Here is a 19,945-nt window from a genome sequence, read left to right as displayed (position 1 = left end):
CGGTTTTTCGGGCGAACGGGGCCGAGAATGGCGTTCTTGCCTCGTTGGGGGCGTCTCGTTAAACTTGCTTGTTCGCACGAGGAGACCGATCGCCTCCCAGGGGGTGACCGCGATCTTCACGCTGGAGGGTAAGCGAATGGCTAGCAGACTGATTCGAAATCAGTTGCCGGGTAACCGGTTGAGGGTTCGAGTCCCTTGCCCTCCGCTCTAACGCGAAGATTAGCGCGAATAGCCCCGAGCAAGCTTGCTCGGGGCTATTTTCGTAAATGGCAGAAGGTTCCTAGTAGCTGGGCCGCAACGCGGTCCGCGAACCATCGACGCTCAGAATTCAACCAAAGGCGAGAAGGAACTCCCATGCGGCCAATACTGCTGTGTGTCCTGCTGCTGACCATTTCAAACGTCTTTATGACCTTCGCCTGGTATGGCCATCTGAAGACCCTGGCGAACAAGCCGTGGATCATCGCCGCGCTGGTGAGCTGGGGCATCGCGCTGTTTGAGTACTTGTTCCAGGTCCCCGCCAACCGCATTGGCCACCAAGTGCTGAGCGTCGCCCACCTGAAGATCATCCAGGAGGTGATCACGCTGTCGGTGTTCGTGCCGTTCGCGGTGTTCTACCTGCGAGAGCCCTTGAAGCTCGACTACCTGTGGGCCGGACTGTGTCTGTGCGGCGCGGTGTATTTTATGTTCCGCGACGTCGCGACGGCAGGGTGATCGCCAACCTAGGCGCGCCGCCGAGATTTCTTCTTGGGGGAAGCAAGCTTCGAGGCTGCCTTGGTCTTCTTGGCAGCTTTCTTTCCGGATGCTTTGTTCGCGCTGATGGTCTGGACAGCCGACTGCAGCTGCTCGGTAACCCAGGCATTGAGACTCTTCCCCGAGACGGCAGCGGCAACGTTCACCTGCCGGTGTAGCTCCGGGGAGATCCTCGTCACGAATTGGCCTGAAAACGGTTTGTCGGGAGTCTCGCCGCGTTCTTCGCAGAAGGCCAGGTAATCGTCGACCGATTCGTGAAAAGCCTTCGTCAATTCGCTTACGCTATCGCCCTCGAAGGTAATCACATCGCGGGTATTGATCACCTCGCCGTGAAATAGTGCCGCTTCGTCGTCAAACTCAACTTTGCCCAGGTATCCTTTGTATTCAATCATGGCAAAACTCCTGCCTCGGCCAGGAAGCGTCGCATTGACCTGACGGCACCTTTGTTGGTTTCTTTTTGCGGATGTGGCCGATGGAACACAGCTCGAACGCCATTGAGTGCAATTCGCACGCGCGAACCGTTCCCTTCGGTGATCTCTGCCCCAGCTGCCTCAAGCATCGATTCTATATCCCGCCACGCAATGTTCGATCGGACGGGATCGTCGAAGATTGCCGCCAGCGTACGGTGGTGCTTCGGTCCCATGGAACTAAATAGTATCATGCATTGATACTATTGTCAAGATTCGCATTTAGCGCACTTTGATGAATTGCCATCCCAATAGCCCCGACCAAGCTTGGTCGGGGCTGCGGGGCTTGCGACGTTATTTCTCCGGCACAAACTCAAACGACTGCTCGGCCGCCTGTTCACGCACCGATTCGACGATCGCTTGGTCCAGCGCAGCGTCGGGCGACGGTGCCCCCGCGGCCGCAAGTTTCACGCGCTCCGCGGTTACGTACTTCTCGCGCTCGGCGGATAGCGTCTTGATCTCGGCCTGAATTTTCTCCCGCTCGGCCGATAGCTTATCGACGTGGGCCTTCAACTCGTCCGGCGAAAGTTTTTGAAGCTCTTCGGGAAGCTGGACCTTATCAATTGTCGCGAGATTCACCTGCTTCTCTTTTACCGCATCCACCAAGTCCCAGTTCGAGTTGCGATAGTTCCTTCCGGCTTTGGTCGCCGCACGGGAAAAGAACGCATCCGGTGCGGCCTTATCGGCCAGTTCATCCTGCGCCACCTGCCGCTGAGCGGCGAGCTGACGCTCTTCCTTTTCGCCGTACGCGCAGTAAGTGCCATTGAGCAGCGCGTTGAGCTCTGCCAATCGCTCGTCCTGCGGAGCGTCGACGTGCACCTCGACCTGGTTGGCGTCGATATGCATGTAGCTGCCATCGGCGAGCTTCGCCCCGTCCGCCCACATGGTGTTGACGCCCTCGTCGTGGTTGCCACAGTGGATGGTGCTCACCGTGATGTTCTTGTCGGCGGCACGGCGGCAAGCCTCTTTGTAATCAACGGAACCCTGCGTGAAAGGCTCGTTGCCGGCGATGAAGATGCACCGCAGGTCGGCCTTGTCAGCGCTCCACTCCAGTTCGTCGACCGCCTTGGCGATCACCTGCCCGCAGTATTCATCACCGCCATTGGTTTTAAGAGCGAAGAGTTCCTCGGAAATCTTGTCGAGATCCAAAGTCAGCGGCACCACCTGGCGAATGAATCCGCCCTCGGCCGGCAGGCCTTGGTTGCCGTACTCGTAGAGCGCGACATACACGTCGGCGCGCTGGCCATCGCGCTGGGCCGTTTCGAATTCATTGACGATCTTCCACAGCTTGGTCCGCGCCTGATTGATCAGCCCGTCCATAGAGTTGCTCGTGTCTAGGAGCAACGCAATCTCAATCCGTGGCTTCTCCGCCACTTTAACCTCTGTCTTTTCCACGGGCACTGCGACGACGTTCGAAGCCGGCCGAACCGTCGAAACCTCCTCGGCCTGCACCAGTGGGGCAGGGGACCAACTTGCTAGCAACACAGCACCGGCGACGAGCGTACGCATGACGAGGGCTCCAGAAACGACGGGAAATATTCGCGACACACGACTTGGACGCGGCGAACCGTGGGAGAGTTCCCTAGTGAATGACCAATTTCGAATTACCAATGACCAATCCATCGCGAATCGTGTGAGCCGGGTCGTCCCCGACCCCGGAAAGCCAGAAGTAAGTAACGCCACGCCATCGTCAAGCATTCCGGGAGCGCGGACACTCCGGCTCGCTTCAGAGGAGGTCGCAATCGCGTTATACTAACCCCCATGATTTACCGAACCTTTGGCCGCACCGGCCTTCAAATGCCCGTCTTTAGCTGCGGAGGCATGCGCTATCAGCAATCGTGGGACGACATGCCGCTGGCCGATGTCGAGGCCGAAAACCAGCGGAATCTCGAAGCCACGATCCGCCGCGCGGTGGAACTGGGCATCAACCACATCGAGACCGCCCGGGGCTATGGTTCCAGCGAGCGACAGCTCGGCGTGATTTTGCCAACTTTTCCGCGCGAGAAGCTGATCGTCCAAACCAAGATCGCCCCCGAAGCCGATCCTGCGGTGTTTGAAAAGCACTTCGAAGAATCGCTCGAGCGGCTGAACCTCGACTACGTCGACCTGCTTGCCATCCATGGCATCAACAACCACGAGCTGATGTGGCAATCAATCCGCCCCGGCGGATGCCTCAGCGTCGCGCGGCGTTTGCAAGCCGAGGGCAAGGCTCGGCACATTGGTTTCTCAACGCATGCATCGCTCCCCACGATCGTCGATACGCTGCGGCACGAAGGGGACGGCGGGTTCGATTACGTGAACCTCCACTGGTACTACATTAACCAATCGAACTGGCCCGCCGTCGAGCTCGCCCGGCAGCTCGACATGGGGGTGTTCATCATCTCGCCCAACGACAAGGGTGGATTGCTCTACAAACCATCGGACAAGCTAGTAAAGCTCTGCGACCCACTCCACCCCATCGTGTTCAACAGCCTGTTCTGCCTCGCCCGTCCCGAAGTCCACACGCTAAGCCTCGGTGCCTCGAAGCCGAGCGATTTCGACTTGCAGATATCGAGCCTTGAACTCTTGGAACAAGCCGGTGATCACATCGGCCCCATTGTCGAGCGTTTGGACAAGGCGATGATGGATGCCGTGGGTCCCGAGCTAGCCACACGCTTCGCCGAGGGCCTGCCCGATTGGGAGAGCTCGCCGGGCTACATGAATATGCAGATCATGCTGTGGCTCCGAAACCTCGCACTCGCCTACGACCTCGTCGAGTACGGCCAAATGCGCTACAACCTCTTAGGCAACGGCGGCCACTGGTTCGAAGGCCTGAACGCGACGAACCTCGACTCGATCAGCGAAGAAAAGTTCGACGCCGCGGTGAAACCCTCGCCATTCGCGAAACAAATTCGCGAGTGGCTCGCCGAGACGCACGAGTTATTGGGCGGGGTGGAGCGGAAGCGATTGAGCGAGGGCGGGTAAGCCGATGCGGCCTGTGGTATACTCCTTGCATGGCTTCCGCCCAACTCACCACTGCCGCGGACCTGTTGCGAATTTCCTCCGAAGCTCGCGCCAAGGGACGACGGTGCGAGCTCATTGTGGGCCAGATTCGGTACCAGCAACTCTATTCTTGGCGACATGGTCAGGTAGCCGGAGCATTGCTCGCGCATCTTGCCGAGCACATCCGTCGCCATCGCCTCGGCAAAATCTTCGGTGCGGAGACGGGATTCTTGATCGAGCGCAACCCCGACACGGTTCGCGCACCTGACACCGCCTTCATTGCCAATGCCAACATCCCAGCGTCGCTTCCCGAGAGTGGGTACTGGCCTGGGGCGCCGGACCTTGCTGTTGAGGTGATCTCGACCAACGACCGCGCGGGTGAGATTGACGAGAAGATCAAGGTGTGGCTGGGGGCAGGCGTCCAATTGCTGTGGATCGTCGACCCCGAACTTCAAACGGTGACCGCTTACCGCTCTCTCACCGACGTCCTGGCGTATTCCCGCAACACCACGCTCGACGCCAGCGAGCTCCTCCCCGGTTTCTCGCTGGAAGTGGCGGAGATTTTTCGGTAGTCCCCGTCAGAAAAATCCACCTTCCCGCCCGCCAGTTTGACACGCCGCGCGCCGTCCGCGAAACTCTGGTTCTACGGCGGTACCCTTTTCGACGAACGCGCGGGAGCGATGAGCATGGCGGAGCATTCGGGTGGCGGGATTGAAACGGTGATGCACGAGGAGCGGCTGTTTCCGCCCCCCGCAGAGTTCTCGGCCAAGGCCCGCATCAAATCGCTCGACGAGTACCAGGCCATTTGGGACGCCGCCGCGAAAGACCCCGAGAATTTCTGGGCCGATATCGCTCGCGACGAACTGCACTGGTTCGAGCCGTTCACCGAAGCCCTGCGCTGGAACGAACCGGTCGCCGAGTGGTTCGTCGGTGGCAAGACCAACGCCTGTCACAACTGCGTCGACAAGCACGTGGTCGAAGGCCGCGGCGACCAGATCGCGATCATTTGGGAAGGCGAACCGGGCGAGCAGAAAACACTGACCTACGCCGAACTGCAGACGCAAGTCTCGAAGTTCGCGAACGCGCTGAAGTCGCTTGGCATCGCGAAGGGCGACGTCGTCAGCATCTACATGCCGATGACGCCCGAACTCGCCATCGCCATGCTGGCCTGCGCGCGGATTGGCGCGATTCACTCGGTGATCTTCGCCGGCTTCTCGGCCGAGGCGATTGCCGAACGCAACAACGATGCCGGCGCGAAGCTCATCATCACCGCCGACGGAAGTTGGCGGCGTGGCAACGTGCTGCCGCTCAAGCAAACAGTGGACGAAGCCCTTGCTAAGAGCCCCACGGTCAAGCACTGCATCGTCCTGCAGCGCGTCAACGAAGCGGTCGACTGGACGCCCGGCCGCGATCATTGGTGGCGGCATCTGATGGCCGACGCGTCGGACGACTGCCCCGCCGAGCCCCTCGACAGCGAAACGCCGCTGTTCATCCTCTACACCAGCGGCTCGACCGGCAAACCCAAGGGCATTGTGCACACCACGGCGGGCTACAACCTGTTCGCCAAGAAGTCGTTCGAGTGGGTGTTCGATCATCGCGAAGGGGACGTCTACTGGTGCACCGCGGACTGTGGCTGGGTCACCGGGCATAGCTACGTGGTGTACGGTCCGCTCTCGGCGGGCGCGAAGGTGTTGATGTACGAGGGCGCGCCGAACTTCCCGAAAGAAGATCGCTTCTGGGACATCATCGAGCGGCACAAGGTCACGCTGTTCTACACCGCACCGACCGCCATTCGCGCGTTCATCAAGTGGGGCGACCATCACGTCGACGCGCACGACCTGTCGTCGCTCCGCGTGCTGGGCACGGTGGGCGAAGGGATCAATCCCGAAGCCTGGATGTGGTACCACAAGAAGATCGGCGGCGAGCGGTGCCCGATCGTCGATACGTGGTGGCAGACGGAAACGGGCGGCATCATGATGAGCCCGCTCCCCGGTGCCATCGCCACGAAGCCTGGTAGTTGCACCAAACCCTTGCCCGGTATCATTCCCGCGATCGTTGACGAGCGCGGCGAAGAGCTCGGCACCAACCAAGGCGGCTGGCTCACGATCGCCCATCCCTGGCCCGGCATGCTCCGCGGCCTATGGGGCGACATGGAGCGGTACCAGGAAGTCTACTGGTCCAAAGTCCCCGGCAAGTACTTGGCCGGCGACAACGCTCGCCGCGACGAGCAGGGTTATTACTGGATCATGGGCCGCATCGACGACGTGCTGAACGTTTCGGGCCACCGGCTGAGCACCATCGAGATTGAGAGCGCGCTGGTCTCGCACCCCGCGGTCGCCGAAGCCGCCGCGGTTGGTCGTCCGCATGAACTGAAGGGCGAAGCGGTCGCCGTGTTCGTGACGCTCAAGAATTCCGAACCGAGTGAAGCACTCCGCGAAGAACTCAAGAAGCACGTCCGCAAGGAGATCGGCGCGCTCGCGCAACCCGACGACATCCGCTTCACTAGCTCGCTCCCCAAGACGCGCAGCGGGAAAATCATGCGGCGTTTATTGCGCGACATCGCCGCGGGCCGCGAAGCCGTGGGCGACACCACCACGCTAGAAGATTACAGCGTGCTGGCGAAGTTGCGCTCGGACGAAGAGTAAGAGAAGCAACCTTCACCCTCCCGCTCGCGGGAGGGTCGCGCTGTTAGCGCGGGGAGGGTCGAACTTCGTCACTCGCGTCGCTCAGCCTTCCTAGGGCCGTGTGAGCCGGGTCGTCCCCGACCCCGGAAATGTTGAAATTGCCGACGCATAGCCATGGATTGAGTTTCCGGGGGCGGGGACGCCCCGGCTCACACGAGCAATGCGTCGAAGTTCAACTTTGACCCCCGCCCGCTTATCGCCCATAATGGAGTAGGTGCCTCACTCCCATCGCGAGAGTTCGTATGAGCGTTCTAGATTTTCCGACCACCGAGATCGAGTTCGGCCGTTGGTCGAATGGCATGGTCCTCTCCGCCGAGGAGTACGACGCCGCGACCGAATGGGACGATCGCTACCGGTACGAACTGATCAACGGAGTCTTGATTGTGAGCCCTCCTGCTGGAATTGGCGAGCGCGGTCCCAATGACTACCTAGGACATTGGATCTGGAACTACAAAGAGATGCATCCTCAGGGGCAGATTGTTATCTACACAGCTCCCGAGCAGGAGATTCGGATTGGTCGAAACAGACGGCGTGCTGACCGAGCGATCTGGATCGGTTCGGCACGCAGTATCGATCCGCTGGCTGATGTCCCCACCATTGCCGTCGAGTTTGTCTCCAACAAACCGCGCGACCGCAAACGCGATTTCGTGGTAAAGCGGGCAGAGTACGCGAGTGCGGGGGTGAAGGAATACTGGGTGATTGATCGCTTCGCCCGCGAGCTCACCGTGTTTCGCGGCATGGACGAAGTGCTGACCATCGCCGAGAACGAAATCTACACCACGCCCCTTCTCCCGGGATTCGAACTTCCCTTCGCCAAGCTGCTCGCAAAGGCCGACCAGTACAAGTCGGTCGAGGAGTCGGAAGAGTAAGCAGTTTAGCGAGCCGGGGCGTCCTCGCCCCCGGAAACTCAACCCAAGGCGACGCTGCGCCATCTCCACGCATTTCCGGGGGCGCGCTGCGCCCCGGCTCACACGAGCTCGCGCAATCGTAACGCCTGTATCGGTTGCGCCGCGAAAAAGCTTGCATTCGCATCCCGCTCTGATAGATTCGGGTGACGTATGTTTCGGGGTTGCTAGCGGATTTTCGCGCCTGGCGGTGGTTTCCCCAGCCCAAATGCCTCCGCACGCATGGCGAGCAAAAGCTCGGCCACACTATCCGCTTTCTCCTTGCCCAAGGACCCCGACCATGGCTAAGCGCATCGGAATTCTCACCAGTGGTGGCGACTGCCCCGGCCTCAACGCCGTGATTCGTGGCGCCGTTAAAAGCTGCATGCAACTCGGTTACGAGTGCGTCGGCTTCCTGAAGGGTTACGAAGGACTGTACGACCCCGTGCAGTACTTGAACCTCACCGACGCCACGACCAAAGGCATACTGACCCAAGGTGGTACCATCCTTGGCTCCACGAACAAAGGCCGCTTCGCCGCCATCAAAGGCGTGAACGATCGCGTCGAGATCGCACAGCACCTGATCGATGGCGTGAAGGCTACCGTGAAACAACTTGGTCTCAACGGTTTGATCTGCGTCGGTGGCGATGGTTCGCTCGCGATTGCACAGCAGTTCCACGAGAATGGCATCCCCGTGGTTGGTGTGCCGAAGACCATCGACAACGACCTCTCCGCCACCGCATTTACGTTCGGCTTCGATAGCGCCATCGAGTGCGCGACCGACGCCCTCGATCGCCTTCACACCACTGCCGCGAGCCACGAGCGGATCATGGTGCTCGAAGTGATGGGTCGCCACGCTGGTTGGATCGCCTTGCACTCGGGCATCGCGGGTGGTGGCGACATCATTCTCATTCCTGAGATTCCATGGAGCTTCGAGCACGTCTGCCACAAGGTCCTGCATCGCGAGAGCAAGGGTAAGAAGTTCACGCTGGTCGTGGTTGCCGAAGGTGCTCACCTGCCCGAAGGTGGCATGGTCGGCGCTGAAGCAGCGGGGCAGCAGATGAAGCTCGGGGGCATCGGCAAGATCGTCACCAGCGAGATCGAACGCCGACTGCACCGCGAAGCACGCCTTTGCATTCTGGGCCACTTGCAACGCGGCGGCACGCCCACCACGTTCGACCGCGTGCTCGCCACGCAGTTTGGCGCGCATGCCGTGCGGCTGATCGTGGAAGGCCGGTTTGGCGAGATGATTTGCTCGCGGCCGCCCGAGATGAACAGCGTGCCGATTGCCGAGGCGATCAATAAACTGCGCCAAGTCGATCCCCGTGGCCCGGCCGTGCAGGCCGCCCGCGCGCTGGGCATCAGTTTCGGCGATCGTCCGGCGGATACGTGCAGTCACGGCGTGTTTGACATAAAACTGGAGCATCTGTCGCCAGAATTGGAAACCGAAGCGCTGCTCAATACGACCGAAAACGCCCTCGAAGCAGCGATGGTGTAAGGCAAAAGCGCTCGGGAAAAACCGATGTATCGCCATTGCTCGCGACTTGCCCAAATCGCGCGACGATGCACGTTGGCGCGGCTCGCGCGACTTCGCTCGCGGACGTTGCTCGCACCATCGCGCGTGGCTAAGCTGAGGGGATGAATAACACTCTCTCCCTTCGATCGTTGTCGCTGGCGGCCCTCTCCCTGATGGTGGTGTCGCTCGCGCTGTTGCCAACCACTTCGCATGCCGACGAGTCCGCGGACTCCTACGCGTGGACCAACAACGATGCCGAGCATTACGCCGAGCTGTCGCACGCTGGTTCGCCGCTGGTGCGCTACATGTACGCCCCCGTCGACAACTCGTCGGAGAAGAAGCGGTCGGAAACCTACAAGCCGTACCTGCATGTCTACAGCCCCGATGGCTCGCAGATCATCACCAAGGGCCCCGGCGGACTCTATCCGCATCATCGCGGCATCTACCTTGGCTTTAACAAGATCAACTACGACGGCAAGACCTGCGACACCTGGCACTGCACCGATGGAGCCTACGAGCAGCACGAGTCGTTCAAGTCGCAGGCTGCCGACGACAACGGGGGCAAGTTCGAATCGCTCATCAGTTGGCACGGCAATAAGGGCGAGCTCTTCGCCAACGAAGCCCGCACGCAGACCATCAAGAAGGTCGGCGACATGACGCAGATTGACTTCGAGACGACCCTTACACCCGCCGAGGGCGTCGAGAAGATTCACCTTGATGGCGACCCCCAGCACGCCGGCGTTCAGTTCCGCGCCTCGCAGCGCGTCGCCGACGAAACCGCCAAGGAAACCTACTACCTGCGCACCGATGGCAAGGGCAAGCCGGGCGAGACCCGCAACTGGAACCACACCAACCGCCGCGACAAAATCAACGAGGAAACCACCAATCGCCCGTGGCTCGCGATGAGCTTCGTCCTCGACGGTCAGCGGTACACGGTGCTCTACCTCGACAGCCCCGAGAATCCTAAGCCCTCGCACTACAGCGAGCGCGACTACGGCCGGTTCGGTTCGTTCTTCGTCACCGACGTCACGCCCGAAAAGCCGCTGTCGCTCCACTACCGCTACTTCATCAAGCCGGGCGAAATGACCGTCGAAGAGTGCCAAAAGCTCTACGACGAGTTCGTAGGCAAGTAGTCAACTCTTTTGGCGAGCGGGGCCCGTAAGGGCCGTGGTGGTTTGATCGCTCGCAGTATGCCAGTTTCGTAAACCAGAGCTCGTGTCCTTCCGACAGGAGCCCTGCGACTGAGGTATCTACTTCGCTCCTGAGCAGATCTGCGTCACTCGGAGACGCTCTCCGTACGCGCCGCAAGCGATCGCGGCACGCAAGCTGCTCCACACCAGATTCCTCGGTCGCGCTACTCCCGTCGGAATGACACTGCATGGCTGCTTAGATCAGCGAACCACGCTTCCGACGAATACTCAGCGTACCCACGGCGATCCCCACTAGCACCATCAAATACACCGAGCTCGGCTCGGGCACCGGCTGGCCGAAGTACGAGGCGAAGTCCGCCATCGAAGCTCCAGCGGTAATTAACGCTTGCCGCAAGAGGTACGCGTCGTTGAGGTCCGTGATGCCATCGAAGTTCATGTCGCCGTGACGGTACTTATCGATGCTCGACATGTTGAGCGTGTCGGTCCGCCAACCCGAGATGAACAGGTTGAGATCGAGCTCGTCGACATCGCCATCCTGGTTCAGGTCGCCAGCAATGTCGTTCAGTGCCGACACGCGTTCGAACTGCAGGTCGATCCAGCTGCCAATGCTGTCGACGCCGGTCGCCACCGCGGTGATGTTCCACCAGCTCGACGCAAGAATGCTGGGTGCCGGCGGATTGAAGGCCATGAAATCGATGCTGGGCGTATCTTGGCCCACCTGTCCGGCGTCGACGATGAACGTCGACATGCCCATGTTGATGTCTTCAATCGATCGGCCGACTTCGAGCAGGCGCTCCAGGTTGGAAGTGTCGGAGTCTAGGTCAACTAGGGTCCCATCGAGATAAAAGTAGGCACCGTCCGCGCCTGAGCGATACTCAATGTCGATGGTCTGAGTGACCGCTTCGAAACGCCGGTCGGTAGAATCGTAGTCTTGCCCCAGACGGTTGTACGTGAGGCCGTAGTTCACTCCAGTTGCGTAGCCTTGCGTGACGCCGAATTCACCTTCTGCGTTTGTGACCGCTTGCAACTCATCGTGGGCGTAAATGCGATGTACTCCCTCGCCAAGTCCGCTGGCACCATCCACCCGCGGGAGCTGAGACGCAGGAATCCATTGGAGATCGCCGACCTTCTCGCGAATACGAAAATCGCCAGTGCTTGAGTTTCCCATGGTGTCGAACGGATTGGCATACTCGTACGACGCCACGCCAAAGGGCACTGGATTGTAAGGTGACCCACCCGGCGTGTAAGGCTGGTACTGTTGGGTCACTGGATTGAACGTATAGGGGTGGAAGTTGCTGTCGTTCAGTTGCCGAAAGGCCTTGGCATGGTCGGCACCTACCTGGTGACCAATCTCATGCTGCGTCACGCTGGTGGAAATCGATTGCAGGTAGATGCGATTGCTCGTCGAAAGACCCGCCCAGCCGGTGTCGTTCGTCGTGCTCGAGATGTCGTAGGCGAACATGTAGTAATCGCCTAGGTTCTTCCCTAAGCTTGTCGCGACCGTTTGTGCCTGGGACCAGAAATCGCTCGGCCGGGTATTGTCATCGTTGAGATTGATCGGCGTGGCGATGATGTCTTCGTAGTAGAAGTCGAACTTGCCTCCCGAGTTGGTGGCGTAGAATTCGCGAATGTCTTCCTCGCGACTTCGAAGCGTGTTCACCCGACTGGTGAACTGCGACGAGCTCAACTGCGAGTCGACATCCGTCACCACCATCATCAGGATCTTCTTCAGCCCGTTGTACCGATCGGTCCCGCTGCGGCTATTCTCCGCGATCGATGGGTTCGGAAAGACATCGGCCTGGGCCACCGACGCAAGGAGAATTAGCCCCAGAAAGCTGCACACCGCGCAGCCCGATCGACGGACTCGAAGCATCATTATTCCACCTGTTGGTTCTGTTCCCTGTGCCTTTTCCCAGCTCGCCAAGGTCCAAAAGAGGGTCGAAATTGACCACGCTGGGGGCCAGAGTCGGCAGGCGGGAGCTCGCAATATAACGTACGAACCCCCACAAACTGGACGGTAAATGCGCATTCCCGCTCCGACTTTACGTAATGGGGGAATTGCACGGCATCGCCTACCCGGGGGCCTTTCCCCACCTGCCCGCCGGTTCCGCCTGGCCGCGTTCCAAGTAACATAGAGTTAAACACCTCGGAATCGACCCAATAAAACGGCGGAAAATAGGAAGACGGAAGCGTATGGCTAAGGACCAGTGCATTGGCGTGCTCACCAGCGGTGGCGACTGCCCCGGCCTCAACGCCGCCATTCGAGGGCTCGGCAAAGCGGCCCTCGATCACTACGGCATGTCGATGATCGGCTTTCGCGACGGCTTCCGCGGCCTGGTCCAGGACCGAACGCTCCGCATCACCGGCGAGCAGCTGTCGGGCATCCTGACCGACGGCGGCACCATCCTGGGCACCAGTCGCGACAAGCCCCACAAGATGCCTTTCGGCGACCGCACCGAGGACATGACCCCCGCGATCGTCGAGACCTACCACCGCCACGGACTCGAAGCCGTGGTCTGCATCGGTGGCGGCGGCACCCAGAAGAACGCCATGCGGCTGATGGACGCCGGGCTCAACGTCGTCACCCTCCCCAAGACCATCGACAACGACATCGCCGAGACCGATGTCTCGTTCGGCTTCGACACCGCGCTCGGCATCGCGACCGAGGCCATCGATCGACTCCATAGCACGGCCACCAGTCACCACCGCGTGATCGTGGTGGAACTCATGGGCCACCGCGCCGGTTGGCTTGCGCTTGGCGCGGGCATCGCCGGTGGTGCCGACGTGATCCTGATTCCCGAGATCCCTTACAGCGCCGAAGTCGTAGCGAACGCCATCAAGCGCCGTGCTCGCCGCGGCCATCGCTTCAGTATCGTCGCCGTCGCCGAAGGTGCCGTGACCATCGAGCAGCAGAAACAAATCGACGAGCTGGTGCAGAAGAAGAAAGAGGCCAAAGACCGCGAAGGCAAGAAGGACGTCTCCGACGCCCTCAACCAATTCCATGAGGAGCACGTCGACCACACACTCCGTCTCACCGGCCAGCTCGAAAAGGCCACCGGCATGGAGTCGCGCCTCACCATCCTCGGCCACCTGCAACGCGGCGGTACCCCTTCGGCCGCCGACCGCCTGCTCGCCACACGTTTGGGTTCCGCGTGCGCCGAAGTCCTCGCCCGTCGCCAATACGGCGTGATGGTAGCCGCGCGAGGCGATGCCACCGAAACCGTGCAACTAGAAAAAGTAGCCGGCAGCAAAAAGCTCGTCCCACCCGACCACCCCTGGATCCAAGCCGCCCGATTAGTCGGCACCTGCATGGGCGACGAATAAGCACGTAGCAATGTGTACGAAGCATGGCCGCCCCGGCCGTGTACGCCTTGGGGGGCCGCGAAGAACTTAATCCGTTAGAGCGTTGCCACTCAGCTCAAGCGAGCCGGGGCGTCCCCGCCCTCGGAAACTCTCCCCTTGGATGAGCGTTCCCAACTCACTTACTCACCTACTCACCTACTCACTTCCCGATAATACGCAATCGACCGCTTCAGCCCCTCGGCGAGGTCGACCTTTGGCGTGTACCCCAAGCACTTCTTTGCCTTCGTGATATCCGCCATGCTGTCGCGGACGTCCCCCGCGCGGGGCGGAGCGAAGATCGGTTCGATGTCGGTGCCGATCGCCCCGTTGATTGCGGCGATGAGATCGAGCAGCGTCGACTGCCGCCCGCACGCCACGTTGATCGACTCGCCCACCGCTTCCTTCGCGTCGGCGGCCAGCAAGTTCGCGGCCACCACGTCCGACACGAACACGAAGTCGCGCGATTGCATGCCATCGCCAAACACGGTGGGCCGTTCGCCGCGGAGCATCTTGCTGACGAATATCGGGATGACCGCCGAGTACTCGCTCGCGGGATCCTGCCGCGGACCATAGACGTTGAAGTACCGTAGCGCAACGGTCTCGAGCCCGAAGCTCTTGGTGAACGATTTGCAGTAGAACTCGCTGGCGATCTTCGCCGCCGCGTAGGGCGACAACGGATCGAGCACGTCGGTCTCTTGCTTCACCGGCTTGGGCTGGTCGCCATACGCCGCGCTCGACGCCGCGAGCACCACGCGCCGCACGCCCGCTTTCTGGGCAGCGGTCAGCACATTCACCGTCGCCGTCGCGCACTGATGGTGCGAGAGCAAGGGATCGCGAACGCTCGCCGGCACCGAAGCGAGCGCAGCCTCGTGGTACACCACTTCCACACCCTCGACCGCGCGGGCCACCGTCGCCGGGTCAGCGGCGTCTCCTTCGACGAACTCAATCTGGCCCTGGAGATGATCGAGGTTCCTGCGAAACCCGCTCGCCAAATTATCGAGCACGCGAACCTGATCGCCACGCTCGACCAGCGCCGTCGTGATGTGCGACCCAATAAACCCAGCACCGCCGGTGACGAGAAAAGTGGTCATAGAAGCTTTAGTCGAGCGAGAGGATCGGATGGAAGATTATGAACCTATCCCGCGCGAGTGGAGTTCGCAACTCCCGCTGCTTATGGCTCACAGCCTACAGCCAACAGCCAACTCACCACGGCCCTAACGGACCCCGCTCGCTTGCGTCCGCCTCACAGCCTACAGCCATTTACTCATCCCGCAACGACTTGAACAACTGACGATAGTCGGCACGCTGCGCGGCGGCCGAGTGCATTGGCAGGGACATCTCGTCTTCGATCACCAGCTCTTCGAGGTCGTCGCTCGTCCACGCCTTTGTGGGCGACTTCGTTTCCATCGGCTTGATCGTCGCCCGCTGCGCTTCGTGGGCAATCGTGTTCAGCTCGGTCAGCAGCTCGTCCGCTTCTTCGTCCAGTTCCGTCTCGGTCAGCGGCAGCTCGTCGACTTCGTGCAGCGCTGCATCGACCACCGCAAAGCTCGTCCCCGACTTCGGCGGATCGAGAACGGATGTGGCGCTCGTCCGCTCGTCGTTCGTTCGCATCACGGCGCTCAGCATTCGGCTCAGCTCGGCGTCGCACGCACTCGACACCCGGGCACGCGATGGCGGAATGGTTTGCTCGAGTCCGAGGAACTCGTCGATCACCATCTCCTCTTCCTCGAACGAATCGCCAAACAAATCGTCCACCGAAGGCGCTTTTGGTGGAGCCGTCGGTTGCGGCTGTGTCGTCGCTTGCGGCTTAGCCGTCTCGTCTTTCACGCTTACCAGCGCGCTACGCCGCAGCGTCGGCGCCGTATCCACCGTCGTCACGGCGAGTGATTCGACTTCCTCGGGTTCCAACTCCAACTCGTCGTCGAGGTCGAGATCATGGCTCAACTCCGGCTGGTGAATCCGAGCCGCGGGCTTCATCGCGTACGACGCCCGATCATCGGCATGGTCGTCCGACAGCGGGCCGAACTCGACGATGTCGGTATCGTCGTCGTCCGCATGGCTTTCCACAAACTCCACTGCGTCGGGCAAGTTCCATGGCGTTGGCAATTGCTGCAGGTCGGCCCACGCACCCTGCACAATGTCCTTCGTCACTTGCTTCTGCTTATGCGCCGCGGCAAGTACCAACGCGCGGTCGCAAACCTGATTCACCAGCCGCGCGATGCCGTCCGTCGCGCGATACACCGAGTCGAGCGCGTCGGCCGTAAACAACTGGTCGGGCGACGCACCGGCCGCCGCCAAGTGACCACGAACGTACTGCACCGTGTCGTGGTGATTGAGCGGCGCGAGATAACAGCGTGCCGCGATGCGCTGATTGAACGCTTCGATCTCGGGCTCGTTGAACGTCTCTTCTAGCGGCGCCGAACCCGCGAGCAGCAGCCGCACGATGGGCACACCTTGGTGTGCGGTGTTGCCCAGGATGCGGATCTCTTCGAGCAAGCGAACCGGCAGCGATTGCGCTTCGTCCACCAACAGCAGCACACCCGACTTGGCCGTGTCGCCACTACGCAGGTAGTCCATCAGCGCCAGGCGCAGGTCGCCCTCGTCGCGCTGGCGATACGACTGTCCGAGCTCGAACAGGATCGACTGCAGCAGCGCACGCCGGGTACAGAGTTGAGCACTGGTGAGAAACACCACGGGACGATTCTTGCCCAAATCGTCGGCCAGCACATTGAGCAGCATCGACTTGCCCGTGCCTGGCGAGCCGATCAAGAGCGCGGGACCCTCGCCCCGATCGAGGCACCGCCCCAGCACTTCGCGAGCATGCTCTGCCGCCGCGGCCGGGTAATAGCGTTCCACCCGCGCGTGAGTCGGAAAAACTCGCTCACGGCTATTGGCAAGGTCGGCAATGGTCAGCATGGAACTCGGTCCTTCAAGTGTCGCGGCGGGCAGAGGGGCACCAACTCCTTGGCGTACCTCGTCGTTTCCATCGACCAACCAGCGAGGGCAACTCCAATCCGCCGGAAAGGTTAAACATTGCGTGCTATTCAATCCCAAGCGAGCCGGGGCGTCCTCGCCCCCGGAAAGTTTGCCAATCGCAGCACTATGAATAATTCTCACGTCCGGGGTCGAGGACGACCCGGCTCACACGACAACCTTCGCATCGTGCTACAATAAAGACTCCCCGCAATAGCCGGCCCTCCACGAGGTCCGCGAACCCGTTCTAGTTTCTCACGCACTAATACTTATATATCCGCTCTCCAACACCGGCCGCGTCGGTCCTGCTATCGAACGTCTGCTAACAATGCCAGCATCGCCCTTCCAAATTAAAGTTTGCGGCATCACTCGACCGACCGACGGGCGCGTTGCGTTCGAAGCTGGCGCCGACGCAATTGGGCTCAACTTCTACGCGAAGAGTCCCCGGTACGTCGACGCGCCGACGGTCGAGGCAATGAATCTTCGCAGCCTCAAGCGAACCGTGTACCGGCCGTTTCATCAGGTCGGACTGTTCGTAAATGCGAGTGTCGAGGAGATCCGTAATCGGGTCGACCTCGCGCAAATTGACATCATCCAAATCCACGGCGACGAACCCCCTGAGTTCCTGGCCCAACTCCCGCGCGACATCCCCCTCATCCGCGCCCGCCGCATGGACGACCGCGGCGTCGCGGCGATTGCCGAAGACATCGAAGCGTGCCGCGCCGCCGGCCGGGTGCCGGACGCCGTGCTGGTGGATGCCTTCACACCGGGCAGGTACGGCGGCACCGGCGAAACCGTCTCGTGGGCCGGCCTGGCCGATCACTCCCGCTGGCTCGGCGACGTGCCGCTCATTCTCGCCGGCGGACTCACTTCCGAGAACGTCGCCGAGGCCATCCGAATCGTCCGCCCCGCCGGCGTCGACACCGCGAGCGGCGTCGAGTCGAGCCCAGGTGTCAAAGACCCCGACAAAATCCGCCGCTTCGTCGAAGCCGCCCGCGAAGCACTAGAGCGACTATAAGTTTCACCCTTCACCCTCCCTCCGGGAGGGTCGCGCTGTAAGCGCGGGGAGGGAAAGCTGCTCCTACACTCGTTAGGCACGTTGTACGAGGTGGGTACTGTTTCAAGAGTCCAGTATAGGAATTCGCGAGTTGAACACCGCGTCATTGATCACCAGGAATGGCCAGCAGATGGTGGTGTTGCCACTCGGCATTTCCTTGCCTGGAAATGTAGCCGAGGTACGCACCGAAGGTCCCGCAATCATCTTGGAGCCAGCGAGATCTAACGATTGGCCGGTAGGATTCTTCGAAGCGATTCGTATTGGGGATCCAGCGTTCAAGAGGCCCGAACAAGGTCCTCCTCTTGCAAGGTACCAATAGCACAATCGCTTGAGGTAGCTTCCCAGTGAGCCGGGACGTCCCCGGCCCCGGAAACTCCGCCTACCGCACCGCTCTCGCCACTGCTCTAATCCGGGGTCGGGGACGACCCGGCTCACACGCATTTTCTTCTGGGAGTCGCCTCAAGCACTTGCGAGTCCAGCGACAAGAAAAGCAACTCCCTTTCCCACTTAGCCGCTTGTCGATCCACCCAGCAACTTACTAAACTATCCGGTCAGGCCCGCTTGTTTTGGGCCTCCCCCATGTTGGGGGTTAGTTAACCGAGTAAGGAGAGTCCCCGCCGTGCCAGAAGTTGCCACCGAAAAGCTGCCCTACAAAGTCCTGGAGTGCTCGCCCGCTGAATTCGAGCGCCTGGCAGCCTGGGGCCGCAAGGAAATCGAGCTCGCTGAGAACGAAATGCCCGGCCTGATGGCCCTTCGCGAGAAGTACGGCAAGAGCAAACCATTGGCGGGTGCCCGCATCGCCGGTTGCCTCCACATGACCATCCAGACCGCCGTCTTGATCGAGACGCTGGCCGACCTGGGTGCCGAAGTGACCTGGAGCAGCTGCAATATTTTCAGCACCCAGGATCACGCCGCCTGTGCCATCGCCGCCGCCGGCATCCCCGTCTACGCCTGGAAGGGCATGAGTGAGGAAGAGTTCGATTGGTGCATCGAGCAGACCTTGTTCTTCCCCAGCGGCGAGCCGCTGAACATGATCCTGGACGACGGTGGCGACCTGACCGCCATGGTCCACAACAAGTTCCCCGAGCTGCTTGATAACATCAAGGGCTTGTCGGAAGAGACCACCACGGGCGTCCATCGCCTGTACCAAATGCACGAGCGCGGCGAGCTCAAGGTCCCCGCGATCAACGTCAACGACTCCTGCACCAAGAGCAAGTTCGACAACCTGTACGGTTGCCGCGAGTCGCTCGCCGACGGCATCAAGCGTGCCACCGACGTGATGATCGCCGGCAAGGTGGTTGTGGTCGCTGGTTACGGCGACGTCGGCAAGGGTTCGGCCCACTCGATGAAGGCCCTGGGCGCTCGCGTCCTGGTGACCGAGATCGACCCCATCAACGCCCTGCAAGCCGCGATGGAAGGCTACGAAGTCGTGACCATGGACGAAGCCGCCGCGCAAGGCGACATCTTCGTCACCACCACCGGCTGCCGTGACATCATCACCGGCGAGCACATGAAGCAGATGAAGAACGACGCGATCGTCTGCAACATCGGCCACTTCGATCTCGAGATCGACATGGCTTGGGTCAATGGCGAAGTGAAGGCTGGCCGCGCGAAGAAAGATCGCATCAAGCCCGCCGAAGTCGGTGCCGTCGACAAGTACACCTTCAACGACTCGGGTCGCTCGATCCTGGTGCTCGCCGAAGGCCGTTTGGTGAACCTCGGTTGTGCCACCGGTCACCCCTCGTTCGTCATGAGCGCCTCGTTTACCAATCAGGTGCTGGCACAGCTAGCCCTGTGGCAGAACCCCCAAGAGTACCCCCTCGGCGTCCACGTCCTGCCCAAGCTGCTGGACGAAGAAGTCGCTCGCCTGCACCTCGGCAAGCTGGGCGTTAAGCTCACCAAGCTCACCAAGAAGCAAGCCGAGTACCTGGGCATCCCCATGGAAGGCCCCTACAAGCCCGACTACTACCGCTATTAATAGTCGGCACGTAGCATGGCCGCCCCGGCCGTGATCGACAACTCGAAACCCACAGCCGCCGGCGGAAGCCGGCGGTTTTTTTTATTGCCTTCTCGCTAGAATTCCCAAATTTCCTTGTCAGGATTTTCGGGTTTCTACCATCTACCTATGCCGCTGTTGTC

General features: G+C 60.9%; 16 protein-coding genes and 1 tRNA gene. 11 read left to right on the top strand and 6 right to left on the bottom strand.

Annotated elements, in window-relative coordinates:
• Positions 1-123 precede the first annotated feature (123 nt).
• Positions 124-205, top strand: a tRNA-Ser gene (locus SH292x_RS18955).
• 149 nt (positions 206-354) lie between these two features.
• Entirely contained in the window at positions 355-711 is a 357-nt protein-coding gene (locus SH292x_RS18950) for a DMT family protein (protein ID WP_442482590.1), read from the top strand.
• 8 nt (positions 712-719) lie between these two features.
• On the opposite strand, the gene SH292x_RS18945 is transcribed toward SH292x_RS18950, so the two are convergent.
• The 3 genes from SH292x_RS18945 to SH292x_RS18935 all read right to left on the bottom strand — a co-directional run bounded on the left by SH292x_RS18945 (position 720) and on the right by SH292x_RS18935 (position 2,726).
• Positions 720-1,142 carry a type II toxin-antitoxin system HicB family antitoxin gene (locus tag SH292x_RS18945; protein WP_442482589.1) on the bottom strand — a complete coding sequence of 141 codons (423 nt, stop codon included), beginning with the start codon at positions 1,140-1,142 and terminating at the stop codon, positions 720-722.
• On the bottom strand, positions 1,139-1,393 hold the full coding sequence (locus SH292x_RS18940) for a type II toxin-antitoxin system HicA family toxin (RefSeq protein ID WP_442485870.1): 255 nt from the start codon (positions 1,391-1,393) through the stop codon (positions 1,139-1,141). Before SH292x_RS18940 ends, SH292x_RS18945 begins: the two co-directional genes overlap by 4 nt.
• Before the next feature lie 118 nt (positions 1,394-1,511).
• A complete protein-coding gene (locus SH292x_RS18935) occupies positions 1,512-2,726 on the bottom strand; it encodes a vWA domain-containing protein (RefSeq protein WP_442482588.1) in 1,215 nt (404 codons plus the stop codon).
• A gap of 252 nt (positions 2,727-2,978) precedes the next feature.
• On the opposite strand from SH292x_RS18935, the gene SH292x_RS18930 reads away from it, so the two are divergent.
• From SH292x_RS18930 to SH292x_RS18905, 6 genes are all read left to right on the top strand, one after another.
• Positions 2,979-4,181, top strand: a complete 1,203-nt coding sequence (locus SH292x_RS18930; protein ID WP_442482587.1) for an aldo/keto reductase — start codon at positions 2,979-2,981, stop codon at positions 4,179-4,181.
• A gap of 29 nt (positions 4,182-4,210) precedes the next feature.
• Positions 4,211-4,771, top strand: a complete 561-nt coding sequence (locus SH292x_RS18925) for a Uma2 family endonuclease (RefSeq protein WP_442482586.1) — start codon at positions 4,211-4,213, stop codon at positions 4,769-4,771.
• Positions 4,772-4,885: 114 nt separating this feature from the next.
• Complete coding sequence (acs, locus tag SH292x_RS18920) at positions 4,886-6,844, top strand: acetate--CoA ligase (RefSeq protein WP_442482585.1); 1,959 nt, start codon at positions 4,886-4,888, stop codon at positions 6,842-6,844.
• A gap of 281 nt (positions 6,845-7,125) precedes the next feature.
• Positions 7,126-7,752, top strand: a complete 627-nt coding sequence (locus SH292x_RS18915) for a Uma2 family endonuclease (protein ID WP_442482584.1) — start codon at positions 7,126-7,128, stop codon at positions 7,750-7,752.
• Between the two features lie 316 nt (positions 7,753-8,068).
• The gene (locus tag SH292x_RS18910) at positions 8,069-9,265 is read left to right on the top strand and encodes a 6-phosphofructokinase (protein ID WP_442482583.1); all 1,197 of its coding nucleotides are present in this window, start codon (positions 8,069-8,071) and stop codon (positions 9,263-9,265) included.
• 140 nt (positions 9,266-9,405) lie between these two features.
• Positions 9,406-10,416, top strand: a complete 1,011-nt coding sequence (locus SH292x_RS18905) for a DUF6807 family protein (protein ID WP_442482582.1) — start codon at positions 9,406-9,408, stop codon at positions 10,414-10,416.
• Positions 10,417-10,669: 253 nt separating this feature from the next.
• Here SH292x_RS18905 and SH292x_RS18900 read toward each other — a convergent pair whose 3' ends face one another.
• Positions 10,670-12,310: a dockerin type I domain-containing protein gene (locus tag SH292x_RS18900; RefSeq protein ID WP_442482581.1), complete on the bottom strand. Its 1,641-nt coding sequence runs from the start codon at positions 12,308-12,310 to the stop codon at positions 10,670-10,672.
• A gap of 317 nt (positions 12,311-12,627) precedes the next feature.
• Between SH292x_RS18900 and SH292x_RS18895 the strand changes: the two genes are divergently transcribed.
• A complete protein-coding gene (locus SH292x_RS18895) occupies positions 12,628-13,758 on the top strand; it encodes a 6-phosphofructokinase (RefSeq protein ID WP_442482580.1) in 1,131 nt (376 codons plus the stop codon).
• Between the two features lie 170 nt (positions 13,759-13,928).
• Here SH292x_RS18895 and SH292x_RS18890 read toward each other — a convergent pair whose 3' ends face one another.
• Positions 13,929-14,867 (bottom strand): SDR family oxidoreductase, encoded by a 939-nt coding sequence (locus SH292x_RS18890; RefSeq protein ID WP_442482579.1) that lies wholly within the window; start codon positions 14,865-14,867, stop codon positions 13,929-13,931.
• Between the two features lie 169 nt (positions 14,868-15,036).
• Positions 15,037-16,692, bottom strand: a complete 1,656-nt coding sequence (locus SH292x_RS18885) for an ExeA family protein (RefSeq protein WP_442482578.1) — start codon at positions 16,690-16,692, stop codon at positions 15,037-15,039.
• Positions 16,693-17,077: 385 nt separating this feature from the next.
• On the opposite strand from SH292x_RS18885, the gene SH292x_RS18880 reads away from it, so the two are divergent.
• Both SH292x_RS18880 and ahcY read left to right on the top strand, forming a co-directional pair.
• Positions 17,078-17,767, top strand: coding sequence for a phosphoribosylanthranilate isomerase (locus SH292x_RS18880; RefSeq protein WP_442482577.1), 690 nt, complete (start codon positions 17,078-17,080; stop codon positions 17,765-17,767).
• A gap of 658 nt (positions 17,768-18,425) precedes the next feature.
• Positions 18,426-19,784: an adenosylhomocysteinase gene (ahcY, locus tag SH292x_RS18875; RefSeq protein WP_442482576.1), complete on the top strand. Its 1,359-nt coding sequence runs from the start codon at positions 18,426-18,428 to the stop codon at positions 19,782-19,784.
• The last annotated feature ends 161 nt before the right edge of the window (positions 19,785-19,945 follow it).

It is taken from the genome of Aeoliella fuhlenseeensis (genome assembly GCF_052161615.1).
In the GTDB taxonomy this organism is placed as follows: domain Bacteria; phylum Planctomycetota; class Planctomycetia; order Pirellulales; family Lacipirellulaceae; genus Aeoliella.
The sequence above is the reverse complement of the archived record's forward strand: the minus strand, read 5'-3'. Positions and strand labels throughout refer to the sequence as shown.

Coding starts and splice junctions, on each gene's coding strand:
- SH292x_RS18910 (WP_442482583.1), top strand. CDS start 8,069: ATGGCTAAGCGCATCGGAATTCTCACCAGTGGTGGCGACTGCCCCGGC.
- SH292x_RS18895 (WP_442482580.1), top strand. CDS start 12,628: ATGGCTAAGGACCAGTGCATTGGCGTGCTCACCAGCGGTGGCGACTGC.
- SH292x_RS18890 (WP_442482579.1), bottom strand. CDS start 14,867: ATGACCACTTTTCTCGTCACCGGCGGTGCTGGGTTTATTGGGTCGCAC.
- SH292x_RS18915 (WP_442482584.1), top strand. CDS start 7,126: ATGAGCGTTCTAGATTTTCCGACCACCGAGATCGAGTTCGGCCGTTGG.
- SH292x_RS18935 (WP_442482588.1), bottom strand. CDS start 2,726: ATGCGTACGCTCGTCGCCGGTGCTGTGTTGCTAGCAAGTTGGTCCCCT.
- SH292x_RS18945 (WP_442482589.1), bottom strand. CDS start 1,142: ATGATTGAATACAAAGGATACCTGGGCAAAGTTGAGTTTGACGACGAA.
- SH292x_RS18885 (WP_442482578.1), bottom strand. CDS start 16,692: ATGCTGACCATTGCCGACCTTGCCAATAGCCGTGAGCGAGTTTTTCCG.
- SH292x_RS18930 (WP_442482587.1), top strand. CDS start 2,979: ATGATTTACCGAACCTTTGGCCGCACCGGCCTTCAAATGCCCGTCTTT.
- SH292x_RS18940 (WP_442485870.1), bottom strand. CDS start 1,393: ATGGGACCGAAGCACCACCGTACGCTGGCGGCAATCTTCGACGATCCC.
- SH292x_RS18900 (WP_442482581.1), bottom strand. CDS start 12,310: ATGATGCTTCGAGTCCGTCGATCGGGCTGCGCGGTGTGCAGCTTTCTG.
- SH292x_RS18925 (WP_442482586.1), top strand. CDS start 4,211: ATGGCTTCCGCCCAACTCACCACTGCCGCGGACCTGTTGCGAATTTCC.
- SH292x_RS18880 (WP_442482577.1), top strand. CDS start 17,078: ATGCCAGCATCGCCCTTCCAAATTAAAGTTTGCGGCATCACTCGACCG.
- SH292x_RS18905 (WP_442482582.1), top strand. CDS start 9,406: ATGAATAACACTCTCTCCCTTCGATCGTTGTCGCTGGCGGCCCTCTCC.
- acs (WP_442482585.1), top strand. CDS start 4,886: ATGGCGGAGCATTCGGGTGGCGGGATTGAAACGGTGATGCACGAGGAG.
- SH292x_RS18950 (WP_442482590.1), top strand. CDS start 355: ATGCGGCCAATACTGCTGTGTGTCCTGCTGCTGACCATTTCAAACGTC.